The following is an 18327-nucleotide window of genomic DNA, read 5'->3' as shown; positions in this document are numbered from 1 at the left end:
CTACGGAAATGGCGCGCGTGATCGGCGCGGTGGCCAAGGGCGACCTGTCGCAGACGATGTCGCTCGACGTCGACGGCCGGCCCCTGAAGGGCCAGTTCCTGCGCGCGGCGTCGACCGCCAACACGATGGTCGACCAGCTCTCGTCGTTCGCGTCGGAAGTCACGCGCGTGGCGCGCGAAGTGGGTACCGAAGGCAAGCTCGGCGGCCAGGCCAATGTGCCGGGCGTGGCCGGCACCTGGAAGGACTTGACCGATTCGGTGAACTCGATGGCGGGCAATCTGACGTCGCAGGTGCGCAACATCGCCGATGTGACGACGGCGGTGGCGAACGGCGACTTGTCCAAGAAGATCACGGTGGACGTGCGCGGCGAAATCCTGCAGCTGAAGGACACGATCAACACGATGGTGGACCAGCTGCGCTCGTTCGCGTCGGAAGTCACGCGCGTGGCGCGCGAAGTGGGCACCGAAGGGCGACTGGGCGGGCAGGCGTACGTGCCGGGCGTGGCAGGCACCTGGAAGGACTTGACCGACAACGTGAACTTCATGGCGTCCAATCTGACGGCGCAGGTGCGCAACATCGCGGAAGTGACGACGGCGGTGGCGAACGGCGACTTGTCCAAGAAGATCACGGTGGACGTGAAGGGCGAAATTCTGGAACTGAAGGACACCATCAACGTGATGGTGGACCAGCTGAATTCATTCGCTTCGGAAGTCACGCGCGTGGCGCGCGAGGTGGGCACCGAAGGCAAGCTGGGCGGCCAGGCGCAGGTGAAGGGCGTGGGCGGCACCTGGAAGGACTTGACCGACAACGTGAACTTCATGGCGTCCAACCTGACCGGTCAGGTGCGTAACATCGCGGAAGTGACGACGGCCGTGGCGCGCGGCGACTTGTCCAAGAAGATCACGGTGGACGTGAAGGGCGAGATCCTGGAGCTGAAAGACACCATCAACGTGATGGTGGACCAGCTCTCTTCGTTCGCTTCGGAAGTCACGCGCGTGGCGCGCGAAGTGGGCACCGAAGGCAAGCTGGGCGGCCAGGCGAACGTGCCGGGCGTGGCCGGCACCTGGAAGGACTTGACCGATTCGGTGAACTCGATGGCGGGCAATCTGACGTCGCAGGTGCGCAATATTGCGGAAGTGACGACCGCGGTGGCGAACGGCGACTTGTCGAAGAAGATCACGGTGGACGTGCGCGGCGAAATCCTGCAGCTGAAGGACACGATCAACACGATGGTGGACCAGCTGCGCTCGTTTGCCTCGGAAGTCACGCGCGTGGCGCGCGAGGTGGGCACCGAAGGGCGGCTGGGCGGGCAGGCGTATGTGCCGGGCGTCGGCGGCACCTGGAAGGACTTGACCGACAACGTGAACTTCATGGCGGCTAACCTGACGGCGCAGGTGCGCAACATCGCGGAAGTGACGACGGCGGTGGCCAACGGCGACTTGTCCAAGAAGATCACGGTGGACGTGAAGGGCGAGATTTTGCAGCTGAAGGACACGATCAACGTGATGGTGGATCAGCTGTCCTCGTTCGCTTCGGAGGTGACGCGCGTGGCGCGCGAGGTGGGCACCGAAGGCAAGCTGGGCGGCCAGGCGCAGGTCAAGGGCGCGGCCGGTACCTGGAAGGACTTGACCGACAACGTGAACTTCATGGCGGCTAACCTGACGGCGCAGGTGCGCGGTATCGCCGGTGTGGTGACGGCGGTGGCGAACGGCGACCTGAAGAAGAAGCTGACCGTGGCGGCGCGCGGCGAAATCGCGGCGCTGGCCAATACGATTAACGAGATGACCGATACGCTGGCGGTGTTCGCGGACCAGGCAACGACGGTGGCGCGCGAGGTGGGCGTGGAAGGAAAACTGGGCGGCCAGGCGCGCGTGCCGGGTGCATCGGGGACCTGGAAGGATTTGACCGAGAACGTGAACCGGCTGGCGGCGAACCTGACGACCCAAGTGCGCGCGATCGCGGAAGTGGCAACAGCCGTGACGCGCGGCGACCTGTCGCGCTCGATCCAGGTCGAGGCGCGCGGCGAAGTGGCGGACCTGAAGGACAACATCAACGAGATGATCCGCAACCTGAAGGAAACCACGCAAAAGAATGCGCAGCAGGACTGGCTCAAAACCAACCTCGCGCGCTTCACCCGCCTGTTGCAGGGCCAGCGCGACCTGTCCGCCGTGACCACCCTGATCCTGTCGGAACTCGCCCCGCTGGTGTCGGCCCACCACGGCGTGTTCTACATGATGGATTCGGGCGACGACGACGCCCGCCTGCGAATGACTTCCAGCTACGGCTACCGCTCCAGCCGCAAGCTGCCGACCTCGTTCTTGCCCGGCGAAGGACTGGTTGGCCAATGCGCGCTGGAAAAACAGCGCATCTGGCTCACCAACGTGCCGCGCGACTACATCCAGATTTCCTCCGGCCTGGGCGCAGCGCCTCCGACCAACATCGTGGTGCTGCCGATCCTGTTCGAGCAGCAGGTCAAGGCCGTCATCGAGATCGCCTCGCTCGACCGCTTCACCGAAACCCACCTGTCCTTCCTCGACCAGCTGATGGAAACCATCGGCGTGGTGCTGAACACGATCGAAGCCAACAGCCGCACCGAATCCCTGCTGCGGCAATCGCAGTCGCTGGCGCAGGAATTACAGCAGACCAACCTGGAACTGGCGGAAAAGGCGAGCCTGCTGTCGGAACAGAATATCGAGGTGGAACGCAAGAACCGGGAAGTGGAACAGGCGAAACTGGCGCTGGAAGAAAAGGCGACGCAGTTGGCCTTGTCGTCGAAGTACAAGTCGGAGTTTTTGGCGAACATGTCGCATGAATTGCGCACGCCCCTGAACAGCCTCCTGATCCTGGCGCAGCAATTGTCGGACAACCCGGACGGCAACCTGTCGGAGCGGCAGGTGGAATTTGCCCGCACCATCTATGGTTCCGGCAGCGACTTGCTCACGCTGATCAACGACATCCTCGACCTGTCGAAGATCGAGTCCGGAACCGTCACGCTGGAAATGAGCGAATACCGCTTCCGCACCTTGTCGGGCTACGTCGAGCGCACCTTCCGCCACATGGCCGAAGCCAAGCAGCTCGGCTTCTCGGTGGAGCTGGCCGACGCGCTGCCGCCGTCGATGATGACCGACACCACGCGCCTGCAGCAGATCCTGAAGAATCTGCTGTCGAACGCCTTCAAGTTCACCAACCGTGGCCGCGTGGCGTTGCAGATTGGCATGGCCAGGAGCGGCTGGAGCGCGGACAACTCGAGCCTTGCGCAGGCTGATGCAGTGCTGGCGTTTTCGGTGACCGACACCGGGGTGGGCATTGCGGCCGACAAGCTGCAGCTGATCTTCGAGGCATTCCAGCAAGCCGACGGCAGCACCGCGCGCAAGTACGGCGGTACCGGCCTGGGCCTGTCGATTTCGCGCGAGTTGGCGCGCCTGCTCGGCGGCGAGATCCGGGTTGAAAGCGTGGTGGGGACCGGCAGTACATTTACCCTGTATTTGCCGTATCACCGCGCCGGATTCATGAATTACGGTGCGCTGCCGGTGTCGTTCTATGGGCAGCCGCAACCCGGCGACCAGCCGCAGCCGGCGCAGGCGCATGGCGACATGGCATTCGCCGACGCAGCCGGCGACACCGGCGAGAGCAGCATGCAGGCTCAACCGGCCCTGAATGCCGCCCAGCCGGGCGTGGATTTGCCTGGCATGGAAACATCCTTCGTCGAATTCGAAAGCGCGCTGGACGATCGTACGCTGATTGCACCCGGTGATCCGGCCATGCTGATCGTCGAGGATGACCCCGGCTTTGCGAACGTCTTGCTCGACTATGCGCGCGAGAAGAACTTCAAGGGCATCGTCACGCATCAGGGGGCGTCCGCGCTGACGCTGGCGCGCGACTACCTGCCGGTGGCAATCCTGCTCGATGTCGACTTGCCGGACCTCGACGGCTTCACCGTACTGGACCGCCTCAAGCGCGATCCGGCAACGCGCCATATTCCGGTGCACGTGATGAGCAAGGCGAAGGAGCGCGAGCGGGCTCTGCGCCAGGGGGCGATCTCCTATCTGCATAAGCCGGTCAGCCGTGACCGGCTGCAGGAAGAGTTTGCCCGCATCCAGCAATTCCTGATTGTCGGCAAGCGCAATCTGTTGATTGTCGAGGATGACGCGCTGCAGCGCGAATCGATGATCGATCTGATCGGCGCCTCCGATGTCAATATCGTCGCCGTCGCCACCGGACAGGAGGCATTGGCCGAACTGGCTGCGCAGCGCTTCGATTGCATGGTGGTGGACCTGTCGCTGCCGGACATGAGCGGATTCGAGCTGCTCGACCGAATCGGCGAAGACGACACGCTGTGCGAACTGCCGATCGTGGTCTATACGGCGAAGGACTTGAACCGCAAGGAAGTCGCGCGCCTGAAGAAGATTGCGAAAACGGTGGTCGTCAAGGACGTGCGCTCGTCAGAGCGCCTGCTCGATGAAACCGCGCTGTTCCTGCATCGTTCGCCGTCGAGCCTGCCCGAAGTTCAACGCCGCATGCTGGAGGATATCCGGGTATCCGACGGCGGCCTGGCCGGGCGCAAGGTGCTCATCGTCGACGACGACCTGCGCAATATTTTTGCATTGAGTTCGGTGCTGGAGCGCCAGCAGATGAAGGTGCTGTTCGCGGAAAACGGCCGCGACGGCATTGAAGTGCTGCAAAGGGAACCGGATGTCGAGATCGTGCTGATGGACATCATGATGCCGGAGATGGATGGCTACGATACGATGCGCGCGATCCGCAGCATCCCGCAGTTCAAGTCGCTGCCCATCATTACCCTGACCGCCAAGGCGATGAAGGGCGACCGCGACAAGTGCCTGGCGGCGGGTGCGTCCGACTACATCACCAAGCCGGTGGATGTGGCGCAGCTGCTTTCCCTGATGCGCGTCTGGTTGCATGGGCAGGGATAGGAACGGTACGGACTAAATAAACAGGGCCGCGTGAGCGGCCCTGTTTTTTCATGCAGCCAATTGCGCTTGCTCAGGCAGCCGCGCCTTCCGGCACATAGCCGAGCACGGCCGAAATCTCATTCGCTGTAGAGATCAGGTCGTCCACCCACTCGTCCTGTAGGCGGTCGGCCGGCGCGGAAATCGACAGGCCGGCGATCAGCTTGCCGGAATCGTCATAGATGCCTGCGGCGATGCAGCGCACCCCGAGTTCCAGTTCCTCGTTGTCGCGCGCATAGCCGCGCGCGCGCACCAGGCTCAGCTCGCGTTCCAGCTTGGCCAGGTCGGTGATCGAATTCTTGTTGTGGCCGGCCAGTCCGGTGCGGGTTGCATAGGCTCGCACCAGCTTCGGGTCGTCCACCGACAGGAACAGCTTGCCGGTCGAGGTCAGGTGCAGCGGCGCGCGGCCGCCGATGGCGCGCACCACCTGCATGCCCGAGCGCTCCGAGAAGGAGCGGTCGATGTATACGATTTCATCGCCCTGGCGCACCGACAGGTTGATCGTCTGCTGCGTCTTGCGGTGCAGCGCGCGCATGAAATCGAGCGAGGCTTCGCGCACGTTCAGGCGGCTCTTCACGATGTTGCCCAGCTCCAGCAGGCGCATTCCCAGGCGATAGGTGCCGCCTTCGGCGCGGTCGACGAAGCGCTTGACCACCAAGTCGTTCAGGATGCGGTGCGCAGTCGACGGATGCAGGCCGGTGACCGTGGACAACTCTTTCAGGCTAACTGGGTCGGGATACTGGGCGAGCGCATCCAATAACGAAATCATGCGCTCGATCACCTGGATCGAAATTTGACTGTTCTCGGAGGATTGTTCAGGTTTCATGTTGCTTTTGATGCGTTGCAATAAGTACGTTATACCACATTGTGAAAAAATGAAAAAGAGCCACAAAAAAAGAGCCACAAAAAATTTGGGGGAGGGCCGGCGATATTTCGTTCCTCTCCGCGCCCTATTTTCGGGCGGAGCGTCATAATGAATCCTGCATCTACCGCTAGGGCTGTCCCATGAGAGTCGGATTATTTGTTACTTGTCTGATCGACGCGATGCGGCCGGAAATCGGCTTTTCAACGCTCAAGCTGCTGGAGGCCGCCGGCTGCGAGGTGGTGGTCCCGGAGTCGCAGACCTGTTGCGGCCAGCCGGCCTACAGTTCGGGCGACCGCAAGGCCGCGCGTGCGCTGGCGGAAAAGTTTGTCGAGGAATTCGAGAATTTCGACTACGTGGTGATTCCGTCCGGCTCTTGCGGCGGCAATGTGAAAACCCACTATGCCGACCTGTTTTCCGACGATCCGGTCTGGCTGGCGCGCATGCAGCGGCTGGCGCCGCGCGTGTACGAGCTGACCGACTTCCTGCAGTCCGTGGTCAAGCTCGACAAGCTGCCGGGGCAGGGCAAAAGCCCTGGAAAGGTCACCTACCACGATTCCTGCTGCGGCTTGCGCGAGCTGGGGGTGCAGCAACAGCCGCGCGAACTGCTGGGCAAGGCCGGCATCGAGATCACCGAGATGAAGGACAGCCGCCAGTGCTGCGGCTTTGGCGGCACCTTTTCGATCAAGTACGGCAACATCTCGTCGGCCATCGTGGACGAGAAATGCGCGAATATCCACGATTGCGGCGCCGACGCGGTGGTGCTGGGCGACCTCGGCTGCATGCTGAATATCGAAGGGCGCCTGCGCCGTACCGGCGACGACAAGACGCGCGTACTGCACGTCGCGCAAGTGCTGGCGGGAGATATCTGATGGAAGTCCAGTCGATGCATTTCAAGGCGCGCGTCGGCCAGAAGCTGGCGGACCAGCGCCTGCAGCACAACCTCAAGAAGCTTTCGACCAAGTTCGTCAGCGGCCGGGCGTCGGCCATCACCGAGCTGGACGATTTCGAGGGCACGCGCGACGCGGCCGTCGAGCGCCGTATGCGCGCGATCAGGAACCTCGACGTGTGGCTGGAGATTTTCGAGAAAAATGCCACTGCCGCCGGCGCCACGGTGCTGTTCGCCGAAAGCGCGGAAGATGCGTCGCGCCTGGTGGTCGACATCGCGAAGAAACACGGCGTGAAGAAGGCCACCAAGTCGAAGTCGATGGTGTCGGAGGAAATGGCCTTGAACCGCGCGCTGGAAGCGGCCGGGGTGCAGCCGATCGAGACGGACCTCGGCGAATACATCCTGCAGATCAATAACAACGAAGCGCCGTCACACATCATCGCGCCGGTGGTCCACAAGGACAAGGAAGAGATTTCCGACCTGTTCGCGCGCGTGCACCACCGGTCGCGCCTGACCGATATTCCCCAGATGACGCGCGAGGCGCGCGAAATGTTGCGCCCGCAATTCCTGTCGGCTGACATGGGCATCACCGGCGGCAATTTCGTGATCGCCGAAACCGGCTCGGTGGCGATCGTCACCAACGAAGGCAACGAGGGCATGTGCACCATCCTGCCGCCGAAGGTGCACGTGGTGGTGACCGGCATCGAAAAGGTGTTGCCGACGCTGGAGGATTTCGCGACGGTGCTGCGCCTGCTGCCGCGCTCGGCCACCGGCCAGTCGATTTCGAACTATGTGTCGATCCTCACTGGCCCGAAGCGCGCCGGCGACCGCGACGGCCCGGAGCACATGTATTACGTGCTGGTCGATGGCGGCCGCACCGGCCTGATCGGCGGCGAGTTCGAGGAAATGCTGCGTTGCATCCGCTGCGGCGCCTGCATGAACCATTGCCCGGTCTATCAAAAGATCGGCGGCCACAGCTACGGCTGGGTCTATCCGGGGCCGATGGGCAGCGTGCTCACGCCATCCTACGTCGGGATCGAAAACGCGCTCGACCTGCCGCAGGCGTCGACCTTGTGCGGCGAATGCCACGTGGTATGTCCTGTCAAAATCCCGCTGCCCGATTTGCTGCGCAAGCTGCGAGAAAAGCAGGTGGAACGGCATCTGCGACCGGTGACGGAGCGGCTGGGGCTGATGGCTTGGGCTTTCGTTGCGAAACGGCCTGCGCTTTATCGACTGGCGAGCAAAATCGGTGTACGCTTCCTGCGACTTCTGGCCGGCGGCAAAAAGACCATATCAAGATTACCATTTGCAAGCGGCTGGACCGATTACCGCGACTTGCCGGCTCCGTCCGGGAAGACCTTCCGCGAGCTGTACAAAGAACGACGATGAAAGCAGAACACCAAGTTAGCGAGTTCAAGAGCAAAAGCGGCGCAAGGCGCATTTACGCCGCTTTTTTCTATTCGATTGAGGGCTTCAAGGCTGCCTGGCGCCATGAACATGCGTTCCGCCAGGAGCTGATGCTGGCCGTGCCGGCGGCGCTCACGGCGCTGTTGCTGCCAGTCTCCGCACTGGAAAAAGTCGCGCTGCTGGCGGTGCTGGCGCTGGTGCTCATCGTCGAGCTGATCAATTCCGCCATCGAGGCCGTGGTCGATCGCATATCGCTTGAACGCCATCCGCTGTCGAAGAACGCGAAAGATTTCGGCAGCGCCGCCGTGTTCCTCGCGCTGGCGCTGGCAGCGATGACCTGGACAGTCATCGTGCTGCCGTTATTCATGCATTAATGCGGTGCCGGGCGCACCGGCGCGGAAGGCGTCGAGATTTCCTGCATGGCCTTGTCCACATGCGCATTTTCACGGGCCGCGAAATCGCCGAGTGAAACGATGCCGACCAGTTCCATGCTGTTGCGGTTCATGACGGGAATGCGGCGGACTTGTTCGGCGCCCATTTCCTGCAATACCTCTCCCATTTGCTGATCAGAAAAACACCAGCGCACTTCCTTGCTCATGATGTCCGATACCTGGATATCGGCAGGCGCCTTTCCAATCGGCACGGCGCGTATTGCGATATCGCGGTCAGTCAGCATGCCGACCAGCTTTTTCCCGTCGCATACCGGCAACGCGCCGACATTCCATTCGGCCATCATCTTCGCTGCCTTTTGAATCGTGTCTTGTGGCGATACCACTGTCACATCGGGAGTCATTACTTCAGCAATCGTCGTCATCACATTCTCCAGTCCGTTGAACATGCAGAGCGAAACGGGCGTGCGCTGGCGTGCAGGCGCACGCCCGGTAACAGGCTGATTTGACTGCGGTAGCATGATCCGGGTTCGCGCCGGGGGAGGGTTACTTCTTGCCGTTCTGGTCTATCCATTGTGCAAATGTTTGCAGGAATTTCTGCATCAGCTCGCGCGTCGAGTCGTTCTTGATGGCGCCTTTGTCGTCGAACAATTCATTGGCACCGCCGATATAGGCTTCCGGTTGCTGCAGCATGGGCACGTTCAGGAAAACCATCGATTGCCGCAAATGATGATTGGCGCCGAATCCGCCTATCTTGCTCGGCGATACGCTGACCACCGCGCCCGGCTTGCCATCCCAGGCGCTCTGTCCATAGGGACGGGAGGCCGTATCGATGGCATTTTTCAGTACGCCCGGCACCGAGCGGTTGTATTCCGGGGTGATGAACAGGACCGCATCGGCCGCTTGCACGCGCTGCTTGAAGTCACGCACCGGCTGCGGCGGATCGGGATCGAAGTCCTGGTTGTACAAGGGCAGGTTGCCGATCTCGACGATCTCCATCCGCAAGGACGGCGGCGCCAGCCCGATGAGGGCGTTGGCCATTTTCCGGTTCAGCGAATCCTTGCGCAGACTGCCGACAAGAATGGCGACGTTCTTCTGTGTGCTCATGATGCTCCTTTCGGGAAAAAGTTGAGACAGCCCTGCTACACCAGCATATGCAGAATTGGTGCGAACGCTACTTGTGCCGCGTCAGGCAAACGCCATTTGCGCAATGACAAGCGAGTGAGAGGGAGGGAGTTTGGCGAAAGAACCATTCCGCTTTTTCAAGTATCTGAAGTCAAGGAACCGTTCAGCCTATGAAAGGAGCCGTTCATGCACGGGAAAGAAACAGGCGCTGTATCGGAGGATTTCGGGAAACTGATTTTGCGCGCGACGCTGGCGCTGCTGATCCTCTTTCATGGCGTCTCCAAGGTGTTGGGCGGCGTCGGCTTTATTACGGAAATGGTTACTAAGGTCGGCATGCCGCCGGCACTGGGCTACCTGGTGTATGTCGGCGAAGTGATTGCGCCGCTGCTGGTCCTGTTCGGCGTGTGGACCCGGCTGGCAGCGCTCGTCATCGCGATCAACATGGTGGTCGCCGTACTGCTGGTGCATACCACCCAGTTCTTCACGTTGTCGAAGACCGGCGGCTGGGCACTCGAATTGCAGGCCATGTTTTTTGCCGCCGCACTGGCCGTGGCGCTGCTGGGAGCGGGACGCTACAGCGCGGCGGGGGCGGCTGGTCGCTTCAACTGAGCGGCATGTCCCACGATACCGGCGCGAATTCGTCATTCTTGTCGTACTTGCCGTCCGTCATGCGCAGCAGTCGGCGCCGCAGAAGCGGCAGGGCGCCTTGCTCCCGGCGAGCTGGATCTGCGATGCGTCGGTCACCACATTCGAGCCGAGCGGGATGCCGGCCGCGTTCTGCTTGATGAATTCACGGCGGGTCAGCTTCATGTTTCGACTTCCTCATCCAATGCGGAGCTGGGTTCGGCATGCCGGTAGACCAGCGCATGGGTTGCTTTCGGCAGGCGGCGCGTGCGAGGGTCAGGCGCCAGACGGTATGTGGCCCGTAATTAACTGGAACATCCAGACGAAGAATCCATAGCCGCCCACGACCGTCACAGACAGGATCGGTGCCATGACGACGGTCAGGAACAGAAAGGCGCGCCCCCCTGCGTGCGGGTGACAGGCAGCAGGCTCGCCTGATCCGGTAGTGGCCGGCGATATTTCTCAGTCGAAATCATCAATATGAAAAAAGCGAATAAAGAACGGCAAAAGTATTCGTTCTGATTTGATGGGCATTTCAATAACCTGTGGTCTTCCGATATCAAAACACCTTGAGGGAGAAAACAGATGCTCAAAAAACTGATCCTGTCGACGCTGGCCGCCGCGCTCGTCGCACCGTTTGCGCCGTTTGTCTACGCCGCCGATCTCACGCTGCTCAATGTGTCGTACGACCCGACGCGCGAGCTGTACCAGGACTTCAACAAGGCGTTCGCCGCAAAGTGGAAGGCGCAGGGCGGCGACAACGTCACGGTCAAGCAGTCGCACGGCGGCTCCGGCAAGCAGGCGCGCTCGGTGATCGACGGCCTGGATGCCGACGTTGTCACGCTGGCGCTGGCTTACGACATCGATGAAATCGCCGGCAAGGGGCTGATCGCAAAGGACTGGCAGAAGCGCCTGCCGCACAACAGCGCGCCATACAAGTCGACCATCGTGTTCCTGGTGCGCAAGGGCAATCCGAAAGGCATCAAGGATTGGAGCGACCTGATCAAGCCGGGCGTGCAGGTCATCACGCCGAATCCGAAGACGTCTGGCGGCGCGCGCTGGAACTATCTCGCGGCATGGGGCTATGCACTGAAGCAGCCGGGCGGCAGCGACGCAAAGGCGAAGGATTTCGTGGCGAAGATTTTCAAGAACGTGCCAGTGCTCGATTCCGGCGCGCGGGGCGCAACCACCACCTTCGTCGAGCGCGGCATCGGCGACGTGCTGATCGCCTGGGAAAACGAGGCGATCCTCGCGATCAAGGAACTCGGCCCGGACAAGTTCGAAGTCGTATCGCCGCAGCAGAGCATCCTGGCCGAGCCGCCGGTGGCCGTGGTGGACAAGGTGGCCGACAAGCGCGGCACGCGCAAGGTCGCTGAAGCCTACCTGCAATACCTGTACACCGACGAAGGCCAGGAGATCGCCGCCAAGAACTACTACCGTCCGATTAACGACAAGATCGCGAAGAAGTACGCGGCGCAATTTCCGAAGGTGAGCCTGTTCACAATCGATGACGTGTTCGGCGGCTGGGCCAAGGCGCAGAAGACGCACTTTGCCGATGGCGGCACGTTCGACCAGATCTATCAGCCGGGCCGCAAGTAACTCCCGCCAGAGGAAAAAACAATGACTATCCTCCTGCTGGCCGGAAGCCCTTCGATTCCATCGCGGTCCACCCGCCTGCTGCAGCATGTCGGTCAACGGCTGGCGCTGCTGGGGCACCGCCATTCGCAGCTGCACGTGGTCGACCTGCCGGCGCAGGCCCTGCTGCATGCCGACATCAGGCTGGCGCGAGCCCAGGTGGCGCAGGCGACGGCTGTCGTCATTGCCACGCCGGTGTACAAGGCAGCCTATAGCGGCGCGCTCAAGGCCTTCCTCGACGTGCTGCCGCAGGATGGCCTTGCCGGAAAGCTGGTGCTGCCGCTGGCCACCGGCGGCAGCCAGTCGCACATGCTGTCGCTGGATTACGCGCTGCGTCCGGTGCTCTCCGCGTTGGGTGCCAGGCATGTTCTGCCCAGCATTTACGCGACCGAAGCGCAGGTGATCTGGACTGCCGACAAGGGGCTGGCGCTCGATCCTGCGATCGCGCAGCGCGTGGCGGAAGGCGTCGAGCACCTGTCGACCAGCCTGAGCGCATTGCGCCGTGCCAGCGCCACCGAATTTACTCCGGTTCCGTTTTCGCAGGTCCGATGTAGCGTCTGATCCCGCGCGCGAACGCTTCCCTCCCATGCAATGGCCGTCTTCCTGACGGCGCCGGCAAGCCGCCCTCGCAGGCGGCCGGGGGGATACGCATACTCAATTTTTCGATCAGCAAAAAGAAAGGGGCAACACATGACCATTTCGAATGAAAAACGCCACGCCAGGCGGCGCGCCTTGGGCGTGCTGTCCGCCGCGGCCGTCGGCGCGCTGGCTGCGCTGTCAGCGCCGGTGCGTGCGCAAGGCAGGGCAACGCTGCGCATCGGCTTCCAGAAATACGGGACGCTGACGATCCTGAAGGCGCGCGGCACGCTGGACAAAAGGCTGGCCGCACAAGGCATCGACGTGAAGTGGATTGAATTCCCGGCAGGCCCGCAATTGCTGGAGGGCCTGAATGTGGGAAGCGTCGACTTCGGCACGGTCGGCGAAGCGCCGCCGATCTTCGCCCAGGCTGCGGGAGCCAACCTCGTCTACGTCGGCAACGAGCCGCCGGCACCGGCGGGCGAAGCGATCGTGGTGCCGAAAACGTCGACGCTGAAATCAGTTGCCGACCTGAAGGGCCGCAAGGTGGTGCTCAACAAGGGCTCGAATGTCCATTACCTGCTGGTCAAGGCGCTGGAGAAGGCCGGCCTTGAATACAAGGATATCGAGGTCGTCTACCTGCCGCCGGCCGACGCCCGCGCGGCCTTCGAGCGCGGCAGCGTCGACGCCTGGGTGATCTGGGATCCGTTCCTCGCCGCCGCCGAAAAGCAGCTCGGTGCGCGCATCCTGGCCGACGGCAAGGGGCTGGTCAGCAACCACCAGTTTTACCTTGCGTCGCGTCCCTACGCGGAAAGGAATGGCGAGATCGTCCGGACCATCATCGACGAACTCGCCAGGGTCGACGACTGGGGCCGCCAGAACACCAGGGAAGTCGCTGCAATCCTGTCGGCGCAGATCGGACTGGAGCCGGCCGTCATCGAGCTCGCCGCCACCCGTTACACCTATGGTGTGAAGCCGATCAGCGACGCCGTGCTCAACGAGCAGCAAAAGATCGCTGATGTATTCGCCGGCCTGAAACTGATACCGAAAAAAAATCAGTGTCAAGGACGCCGTGCTGCCGCTCAAGTTGTAAGCCGATTGAACATGATTGAACAAGAAAGGACATCGCCATGAGTTTCAATGTTTTCTGGTTCCTGCCGACCCACGGGGACAGCCGCTACCTGGGCACTTCGCATGGAGCGCGCCAAGTCAACTACGACTACCTGCGCCAGATCGCCGTGGCCGCCGACACCAATGGCTACGACGGCGTGCTGATTCCGACCGGACGCTCCTGCGAAGACCCGTGGGTGGTCGCGTCCAGCCTGATCGGCGCCACGCAAAAGCTGAAATTTCTGGTCGCGATTCGACCCGGCCTGAGCACCCCGGGCCTGGCGGTGCGGACTGCCGCCACCTTCGACCGGCTGTCGAAAGGACGCCTGCTGGTCAACGTCGTGACCGGCGGCGACCAGGCGGAGCTGGAAGCCGACGGCTTGTTTGCCGACCATGAAACCCGTTACGAAATCTCGTCCGAATTCCTGCGCATCTGGCGCGCAGCGCTGGCCGGCGAGGGAGGCGATGCCGGCTTCGACTACGAAGGCAAGCACCTGAAAGTGAAGGGCGCGAAAACGCTCTATCCGCCAGTGCAAAAGCCCCATCCGCCGCTGTATTTCGGCGGTTCGTCGCCGGCCGCGCATGAACTCGCGGCGGAACAGGTCGACGTGTACTTGACCTGGGGTGAGCCGCCTGCGGCCGTGACGCAGAAAATCGCCGACATCCGCGAGCGTGCCGCGAAATACGGCCGCACCGTGCGCTTCGGCATTCGCCTGCATGTGATCGTGCGCGAAACCGCCGAGGCGGCATGGAAGGCGGCGGACGAACTGATCAGCCACGTGGACGACGACGTGATCGCGCGTGCCCAGGCCGCCTTTGCCAGGATGGACTCGGAAGGGCAGCGCCGCATGGCTGCGCTGCATGGCGGACGCCGCGACAAGCTGGAAGTGTCACCCAACCTGTGGGCCGGCGTTGGGCTGGTGCGCGGCGGCGCGGGCACTGCGCTGGTGGGCGACCCGGAAACGGTGGCCGCGCGCATGCGCGAGTATGCCGACCTCGGCATCGAAACCTTCATCCTGTCCGGCTATCCGCATCTGGAGGAAGCATACCGATTCGCCGAGCTGGTCTTCCCGCTGATCGGCAAGAAGCAGCCCGAGGCGCCCGCAGGTTCGCTCACCGGCCCCTTCGGTGAAGTGGTCGCCAATGAATTCGTTCCCAGAGTCTCGCAAAGCTGAGGAGACGCGATGAACGTGACGATTGCAAGTGGTACCACTGCCGCGCCGAGGCGGGCCGGGGCAGGTTGGGTGCGCACCGTCGGCGCGGCACTTGCGCCGTGGGTCGTGCCCGCCGCCCTGATCGTGGCGTGGGAGCTATCTGCGCGGCTGGGATGGCTGTCCAGCCGCATCTTGCCGGAGCCGCTTGCGGTATTGCGCGCCGCATGGGAGCTGGCGGCATCGGGGGAGCTGTGGACGCATGTGCGGACCAGCACGGTGCGCGCGCTGTCCGCATTTGCGGTGGGCGGCGGCTGCGGGCTGTTGCTGGGACTGCTGACGGGGACATGCAGGCAGGCCGAAACGCTGTTCGACACCACGATACAGATGGTGCGCAACATCCCGGCGCTGGCGCTGATTCCGCTGGTGATCCTGTGGTTCGGCATTGATGAAGCGGCAAAACTGTTCCTGGTTTCGGTCGGCGTGTTTTTCCCGGTCTACCTCAACACCTTTCACGGCATCCGCTCCGTGGACAAGGGGCTCATCGAGATGGCCAGAAGCTACGGACTGACCGGGTGGCGGCTGTACCGCGACGTGATCCTGCCGGGGGCGCTGCCGTCGATCCTGGTCGGCGTGCGCTTTTCGCTCGGCCTGGTATGGGTGCTGCTGATCGTGTCGGAAACCATCTCCGCGCAGTCCGGCATCGGCTACATGACCATGAATGCACGCGAATTCCTGCAGACCGACGTCGTACTGGTCGGCATTCTGCTCTATGCCTTGCTGGGCAAGCTGGCCGACACCGCTGCGCGGACAGTGGAGCGTCATGCCCTGCGCTGGCACCCGGGATATCGATAGCGGAGGCGTGATTGCGATGAAAAACAACACGATTGAACATCGACCAGTGCGCCCGGCAGCACATGGCACCCCCAGCCGGGGCGTGTCGGTCGACCTGCAGCGCGTAAGGAAATCGTATGCCGGGCGCGCCGTGCTCGACGCGCTCGACCTGCATATCAACGCCGGCGAATTTGTAGCGGTGGTCGGGCGCAGCGGCTGCGGCAAGAGCACGCTGCTGCGCCTGATCGCCGGGCTGGAGCAGGGCGATGGCGGGCGCATCGTCATTGGCGATGGCCGCGGCAAGCCGGAGACGCGGTTCATGTTCCAGGATTCTCGCCTGCTTCCGTGGAAGCGGGTGCTGGACAACGTCGCGCTTGGCCTGCCGCAAGGTTGCGGCAAGGCGGCGCAACTGCTGCATAGCGTCGGCCTGCAGGAGCGCGCCAGGGACTGGCCGGCGGTCCTGTCCGGCGGCCAGCGCCAGCGCGTTGCCCTGGCGCGCGCGCTGGTGCATGACCCGCAATTGCTCCTGCTCGACGAGCCGCTCGGCGCGCTCGATGCGCTGACCCGCATCGAAATGCAGCAGCTGATCGAGGCGTTATGGCAGGAGCGCGGCTTTAGCGCCGTGCTCGTCACGCACGATGTGCAGGAGGCCATCGCGCTCGCCGATCGCGTGATCCTCATCGAGGACGGCCGCATAACGCTGGACGAGCGCGTTGGGCTGCCGCGTCCGCGCGCCCGTGGCAGCTCGGCTTTCGCGCAGCTCGAGGAACGCATTCTGGCGCGCGTGCTGAAGCATCCCGCCGCCGACCCGGATAGCGCGCTGGGCGACCTGTCGCTGTTAAGGACGGTCAGCCAGGTCGCATGGGCGGTGTGACCGGGCAACCGGTAAGAAAACATTTTTTAACTGCTCGCATAAAGGAGAAATCATGAGCATCCAGGCAATTAACGTTCGCAACCAGTTTCGCGGCAAGGTCAAAGCCATCATCGAAGGGCCGGTCGTCTCCGAGGTCGATGTCGAGACCCCCGCAGGCATCGTGACCTCCGTGATTACCACGCGCTCCATCCGCGATCTCGGGCTGGAGCCGGGCAGCGAAGTGGTCGCGCTGGTGAAGGCGACCGAAGTGTCGATCGCCAAGCTCTGACCGGCTTGTTCCCGAGGAGCCGACATGCACGCCGCTATTCCCTATCACGCGCTGGAACGCTACCTGGCACGCCTCAGCAGCACGCCGCAGGCAGGAATGCGGGTCTGGGCCGATGCCGGCGGGCGCGCCCAGGGGCGTTATTTCAACTCCACGCTGACCAGCGCCTTCCAGGCGATCCGTCACCTTGGGACCGGCCGCATCGCCGGCTATGAAGGCTTTGCGCGCAGCTATTCCGAGAGCGACCAGGGGCTGTGCGTGTGGAAGCTGCTCGATCATGCGGCCAACGACGACGAGTCGGTCGAACTCGACCGGCTGTGCCGCATGCTTCATTCGATCAATTTCTTTCGCCAGCCCGAAGCCGCCGGCGGCGACTTGTACCTGAGCGTGCATGCGCGCCTGCTGGCGGCGGTGGATGGCAATCACGGCACCGCGTTTCGCCGCATGCTGGAGCTGCTCGGCCTGCCGCAGCACAGGATCGTGCTGCAATTGCCGGTCGTCCCGCAGCATCAGGGCTGGCTGGTGAAATATGTGGCCGACAACTACCGGCGCAACGGCTTTCGTGTTGCCGTCAACGTCGGCGACGCGACGCAAGGGCTGGCGCTTTTGCAGTGCATTCGCCCGGAAGCGCTCAAGCTCGATGCGCGCACCATCGTCCAGGAGCGCGATGCGGCGAAGCTGTTGGCCGAATGCGCGCAGCGGGGCATTGGCGTCATCTTCAAGCGGGTCGAGAACATGAGCATGCTCGCCCAGTTCGAGCCGCTTGCCGCACATAGCGGGCAGGCGCTTCTGGCACAGGGTTTTTTGTGGGATCTGCCTCAGGCGTCGCTGGCGGGGAATAGAAGCCCGGCTACAGTCGTCCTGCCGGTGCCGGCAACGTCTGTCGCGGCGGGAGCGGCATGAAATGGATGACGGAAATGGATGATGTTCTGTTGAACGGCTTTCGTGTGCTGACCGTGCCCGGGCTGCATGGCAGCGGCCCGGATCACTGGCAGTCGCGCTGGGAGCGGTTATATCCGCATTTCGAGCGGGTGGAGCAGGCGCGCTGGAACGAGCCGGTTCTCGATGTCTGGTCGGCTAGGCTCGGCCGGGTACTGCGACGATCATCCCGCCCGACGCTGCTGGTTGCGCACAGCTTCGGCTGCCTCGCGAGCGTGCACCGTCTTTCTGCCGGTGCGGCGAATGTCGTCGGAGCGCTGCTGGTAGCGCCTGCCCATCCCGGAAAATTCGGCGTGGCCGATGTGCTGGCCGATGCCAGGCTGGCCTGCCCGTCGATCGTCGTTGGCAGCATGAACGACCCGTGGATGGAAGGCCAGTGCGCGGCCGAATGGGCGCAGCGCTGGGGCAGCGACTTTATCAACCTGGGTTGCCTTGGCCACATCAATGCGGAATCCCGCTTGGGGAACTGGCCCGCCGGCTTTTCCTTGCTCAAGCAGTTGGCCGACACCGCCTCATCGTTCATATCCGTCTCCCAAAGAGCGCCTGCCGGCAGCCAGGAGCCCGTCATCGCGGGGCGCGATAGTTGAGGCAACCGTGCTTGGCAGGAGGCAATGAGAGTGTGAAGTTTGCGCGCCGTTGACTTGCCAGGCATGCGAGGTTCGAGTGGACATGGCTGCCAT

Annotated in this window: 18 protein-coding genes and 1 pseudogene; 14 read left to right on the top strand and 5 right to left on the bottom strand. The window is 62.9% G+C overall.

Features of this window, described 5'->3' with window-relative positions; genetic code table 11:
- The first annotated feature begins 8 nt into the window (after positions 1-8).
- The gene (locus TSA66_RS07510) at positions 9-4931 is read left to right on the top strand and encodes a HAMP domain-containing protein (protein WP_040042325.1); all 4923 of its coding nucleotides are present in this window, start codon (positions 9-11) and stop codon (positions 4929-4931) included.
- Between the two features lie 70 nt (positions 4932-5001).
- Here the strand turns inward: TSA66_RS07510 and TSA66_RS07505 are convergent, their stop codons facing one another.
- Complete coding sequence (locus tag TSA66_RS07505) at positions 5002-5793, bottom strand: IclR family transcriptional regulator (RefSeq protein WP_040039589.1); 792 nt, start codon at positions 5791-5793, stop codon at positions 5002-5004.
- A gap of 179 nt (positions 5794-5972) precedes the next feature.
- On the opposite strand from TSA66_RS07505, the gene TSA66_RS07500 reads away from it, so the two are divergent.
- From TSA66_RS07500 to TSA66_RS07490, 3 genes are read left to right on the top strand one after another with little or no spacing between them, the layout of a single operon-like run.
- The gene (locus TSA66_RS07500) at positions 5973-6701 is read left to right on the top strand and encodes a (Fe-S)-binding protein (RefSeq protein ID WP_040039588.1); all 729 of its coding nucleotides are present in this window, start codon (positions 5973-5975) and stop codon (positions 6699-6701) included.
- Positions 6701-8107 carry a LutB/LldF family L-lactate oxidation iron-sulfur protein gene (locus tag TSA66_RS07495; protein ID WP_040039587.1) on the top strand — a complete coding sequence of 469 codons (1407 nt, stop codon included), beginning with the start codon at positions 6701-6703 and terminating at the stop codon, positions 8105-8107. Before TSA66_RS07500 ends, TSA66_RS07495 begins: the two co-directional genes overlap by 1 nt.
- Positions 8104-8499, top strand: a complete 396-nt coding sequence (locus tag TSA66_RS07490; protein WP_040039586.1) for a diacylglycerol kinase — start codon at positions 8104-8106, stop codon at positions 8497-8499. The genes TSA66_RS07495 and TSA66_RS07490 overlap by 4 nt, the downstream gene beginning before the upstream one ends.
- Here the strand turns inward: TSA66_RS07490 and TSA66_RS07485 are convergent.
- Together TSA66_RS07485 and TSA66_RS07480 are read right to left on the bottom strand one after the other, a co-directional pair.
- Positions 8496-8939: a CBS domain-containing protein gene (locus TSA66_RS07485; protein ID WP_040042324.1), complete on the bottom strand. Its 444-nt coding sequence runs from the start codon at positions 8937-8939 to the stop codon at positions 8496-8498. The two genes, TSA66_RS07490 and TSA66_RS07485, sit on opposite strands and share 4 nt — an antisense overlap.
- 121 nt (positions 8940-9060) lie before the next feature.
- Positions 9061-9621 carry an NADPH-dependent FMN reductase gene (locus TSA66_RS07480; RefSeq protein ID WP_040039585.1) on the bottom strand — a complete coding sequence of 187 codons (561 nt, stop codon included), beginning with the start codon at positions 9619-9621 and terminating at the stop codon, positions 9061-9063.
- 204 nt (positions 9622-9825) lie between these two features.
- Between TSA66_RS07480 and TSA66_RS07475 the strand changes: the two genes are divergently transcribed.
- Positions 9826-10248 (top strand): DoxX family protein, encoded by a 423-nt coding sequence (locus TSA66_RS07475; protein ID WP_040039584.1) that lies wholly within the window; start codon positions 9826-9828, stop codon positions 10246-10248.
- A gap of 7 nt (positions 10249-10255) precedes the next feature.
- Here the strand turns inward: TSA66_RS07475 and TSA66_RS26075 are convergent.
- Positions 10256-10449 (bottom strand): annotated as a pseudogene (locus TSA66_RS26075) (hypothetical protein); the annotation flags it as partial.
- 90 nt (positions 10450-10539) lie between these two features.
- Complete coding sequence (locus TSA66_RS26070) at positions 10540-10653, bottom strand: periplasmic nitrate reductase, NapE protein (RefSeq protein WP_232429555.1); 114 nt, start codon at positions 10651-10653, stop codon at positions 10540-10542.
- 195 nt (positions 10654-10848) lie between these two features.
- Here TSA66_RS26070 and TSA66_RS07470 point away from each other — a divergent pair, with 195 nt between their 5' ends.
- The 9 genes from TSA66_RS07470 to TSA66_RS07430 all read left to right on the top strand — a co-directional run bounded on the left by TSA66_RS07470 (position 10849) and on the right by TSA66_RS07430 (position 18234).
- Positions 10849-11862, top strand: coding sequence for a sulfate ABC transporter substrate-binding protein (locus TSA66_RS07470; protein ID WP_040039583.1), 1014 nt, complete (start codon positions 10849-10851; stop codon positions 11860-11862).
- Between the two features lie 21 nt (positions 11863-11883).
- Entirely contained in the window at positions 11884-12459 is a 576-nt protein-coding gene (gene ssuE, locus TSA66_RS07465) for an NADPH-dependent FMN reductase (RefSeq protein WP_040039582.1), read from the top strand.
- A 129-nt stretch (positions 12460-12588) separates the two neighbouring features.
- Positions 12589-13608 carry a sulfonate ABC transporter substrate-binding protein gene (locus TSA66_RS07460; protein WP_084199411.1) on the top strand — a complete coding sequence of 340 codons (1020 nt, stop codon included), beginning with the start codon at positions 12589-12591 and terminating at the stop codon, positions 13606-13608.
- Complete coding sequence (ssuD, locus tag TSA66_RS07455; RefSeq protein WP_040039581.1) at positions 13605-14759, top strand: FMNH2-dependent alkanesulfonate monooxygenase; 1155 nt, start codon at positions 13605-13607, stop codon at positions 14757-14759. The genes TSA66_RS07460 and ssuD overlap by 4 nt, the downstream gene beginning before the upstream one ends.
- Positions 14760-14768: 9 nt before the next feature.
- On the top strand, positions 14769-15590 hold the full coding sequence (gene ssuC, locus TSA66_RS07450) for an aliphatic sulfonate ABC transporter permease SsuC (RefSeq protein ID WP_040039580.1): 822 nt from the start codon (positions 14769-14771) through the stop codon (positions 15588-15590).
- 16 nt (positions 15591-15606) lie between these two features.
- Positions 15607-16443, top strand: a complete 837-nt coding sequence (locus TSA66_RS07445) for an ATP-binding cassette domain-containing protein (RefSeq protein ID WP_040039579.1) — start codon at positions 15607-15609, stop codon at positions 16441-16443.
- Between the two features lie 52 nt (positions 16444-16495).
- Positions 16496-16711 (top strand): TOBE domain-containing protein, encoded by a 216-nt coding sequence (locus tag TSA66_RS07440; RefSeq protein ID WP_040039578.1) that lies wholly within the window; start codon positions 16496-16498, stop codon positions 16709-16711.
- A 24-nt stretch (positions 16712-16735) separates the two neighbouring features.
- A complete protein-coding gene (locus TSA66_RS07435) occupies positions 16736-17611 on the top strand; it encodes an EAL domain-containing protein (protein WP_232429423.1) in 876 nt (291 codons plus the stop codon).
- Between the two features lie 14 nt (positions 17612-17625).
- A complete protein-coding gene (locus TSA66_RS07430; protein ID WP_052452629.1) occupies positions 17626-18234 on the top strand; it encodes an RBBP9/YdeN family alpha/beta hydrolase in 609 nt (202 codons plus the stop codon).
- Positions 18235-18327 lie beyond the last annotated feature (93 nt).

Origin of the sequence: Noviherbaspirillum autotrophicum (assembly GCF_000818395.1) — a bacterium.
In the GTDB taxonomy this organism is placed as follows: domain Bacteria; phylum Pseudomonadota; class Gammaproteobacteria; order Burkholderiales; family Burkholderiaceae_D; genus Noviherbaspirillum; species Noviherbaspirillum autotrophicum.
Note: the sequence above shows the minus strand (reverse complement) of the source record. Positions and strands in the feature narration are given on the sequence as shown.

Excerpts from the sequence above, each read along its gene's own strand:
- TSA66_RS07440 (WP_040039578.1), top strand. The coding sequence starts at position 16,496 with ATGAGCATCCAGGCAATTAACGTTCGCAACCAGTTTCGCGGCAAGGTC.
- TSA66_RS07430 (WP_052452629.1), top strand. The coding sequence starts at position 17,626 with ATGGATGATGTTCTGTTGAACGGCTTTCGTGTGCTGACCGTGCCCGGG.
- TSA66_RS07510 (WP_040042325.1), top strand. The coding sequence starts at position 9 with ATGGCGCGCGTGATCGGCGCGGTGGCCAAGGGCGACCTGTCGCAGACG.
- ssuC (WP_040039580.1), top strand. The coding sequence starts at position 14,769 with ATGAACGTGACGATTGCAAGTGGTACCACTGCCGCGCCGAGGCGGGCC.
- TSA66_RS07495 (WP_040039587.1), top strand. The coding sequence starts at position 6,701 with ATGGAAGTCCAGTCGATGCATTTCAAGGCGCGCGTCGGCCAGAAGCTG.
- TSA66_RS07505 (WP_040039589.1), bottom strand. The coding sequence starts at position 5,793 with ATGAAACCTGAACAATCCTCCGAGAACAGTCAAATTTCGATCCAGGTG.
- TSA66_RS07470 (WP_040039583.1), top strand. The coding sequence starts at position 10,849 with ATGCTCAAAAAACTGATCCTGTCGACGCTGGCCGCCGCGCTCGTCGCA.
- TSA66_RS07490 (WP_040039586.1), top strand. The coding sequence starts at position 8,104 with ATGAAAGCAGAACACCAAGTTAGCGAGTTCAAGAGCAAAAGCGGCGCA.
- TSA66_RS07460 (WP_084199411.1), top strand. The coding sequence starts at position 12,589 with ATGACCATTTCGAATGAAAAACGCCACGCCAGGCGGCGCGCCTTGGGC.
- TSA66_RS07480 (WP_040039585.1), bottom strand. The coding sequence starts at position 9,621 with ATGAGCACACAGAAGAACGTCGCCATTCTTGTCGGCAGTCTGCGCAAG.
- TSA66_RS07485 (WP_040042324.1), bottom strand. The coding sequence starts at position 8,939 with ATGACGACGATTGCTGAAGTAATGACTCCCGATGTGACAGTGGTATCG.
- ssuE (WP_040039582.1), top strand. The coding sequence starts at position 11,884 with ATGACTATCCTCCTGCTGGCCGGAAGCCCTTCGATTCCATCGCGGTCC.
- TSA66_RS07435 (WP_232429423.1), top strand. The coding sequence starts at position 16,736 with ATGCACGCCGCTATTCCCTATCACGCGCTGGAACGCTACCTGGCACGC.
- TSA66_RS07500 (WP_040039588.1), top strand. The coding sequence starts at position 5,973 with ATGAGAGTCGGATTATTTGTTACTTGTCTGATCGACGCGATGCGGCCG.
- ssuD (WP_040039581.1), top strand. The coding sequence starts at position 13,605 with ATGAGTTTCAATGTTTTCTGGTTCCTGCCGACCCACGGGGACAGCCGC.
- TSA66_RS07475 (WP_040039584.1), top strand. The coding sequence starts at position 9,826 with ATGCACGGGAAAGAAACAGGCGCTGTATCGGAGGATTTCGGGAAACTG.
- TSA66_RS07445 (WP_040039579.1), top strand. The coding sequence starts at position 15,607 with ATGAAAAACAACACGATTGAACATCGACCAGTGCGCCCGGCAGCACAT.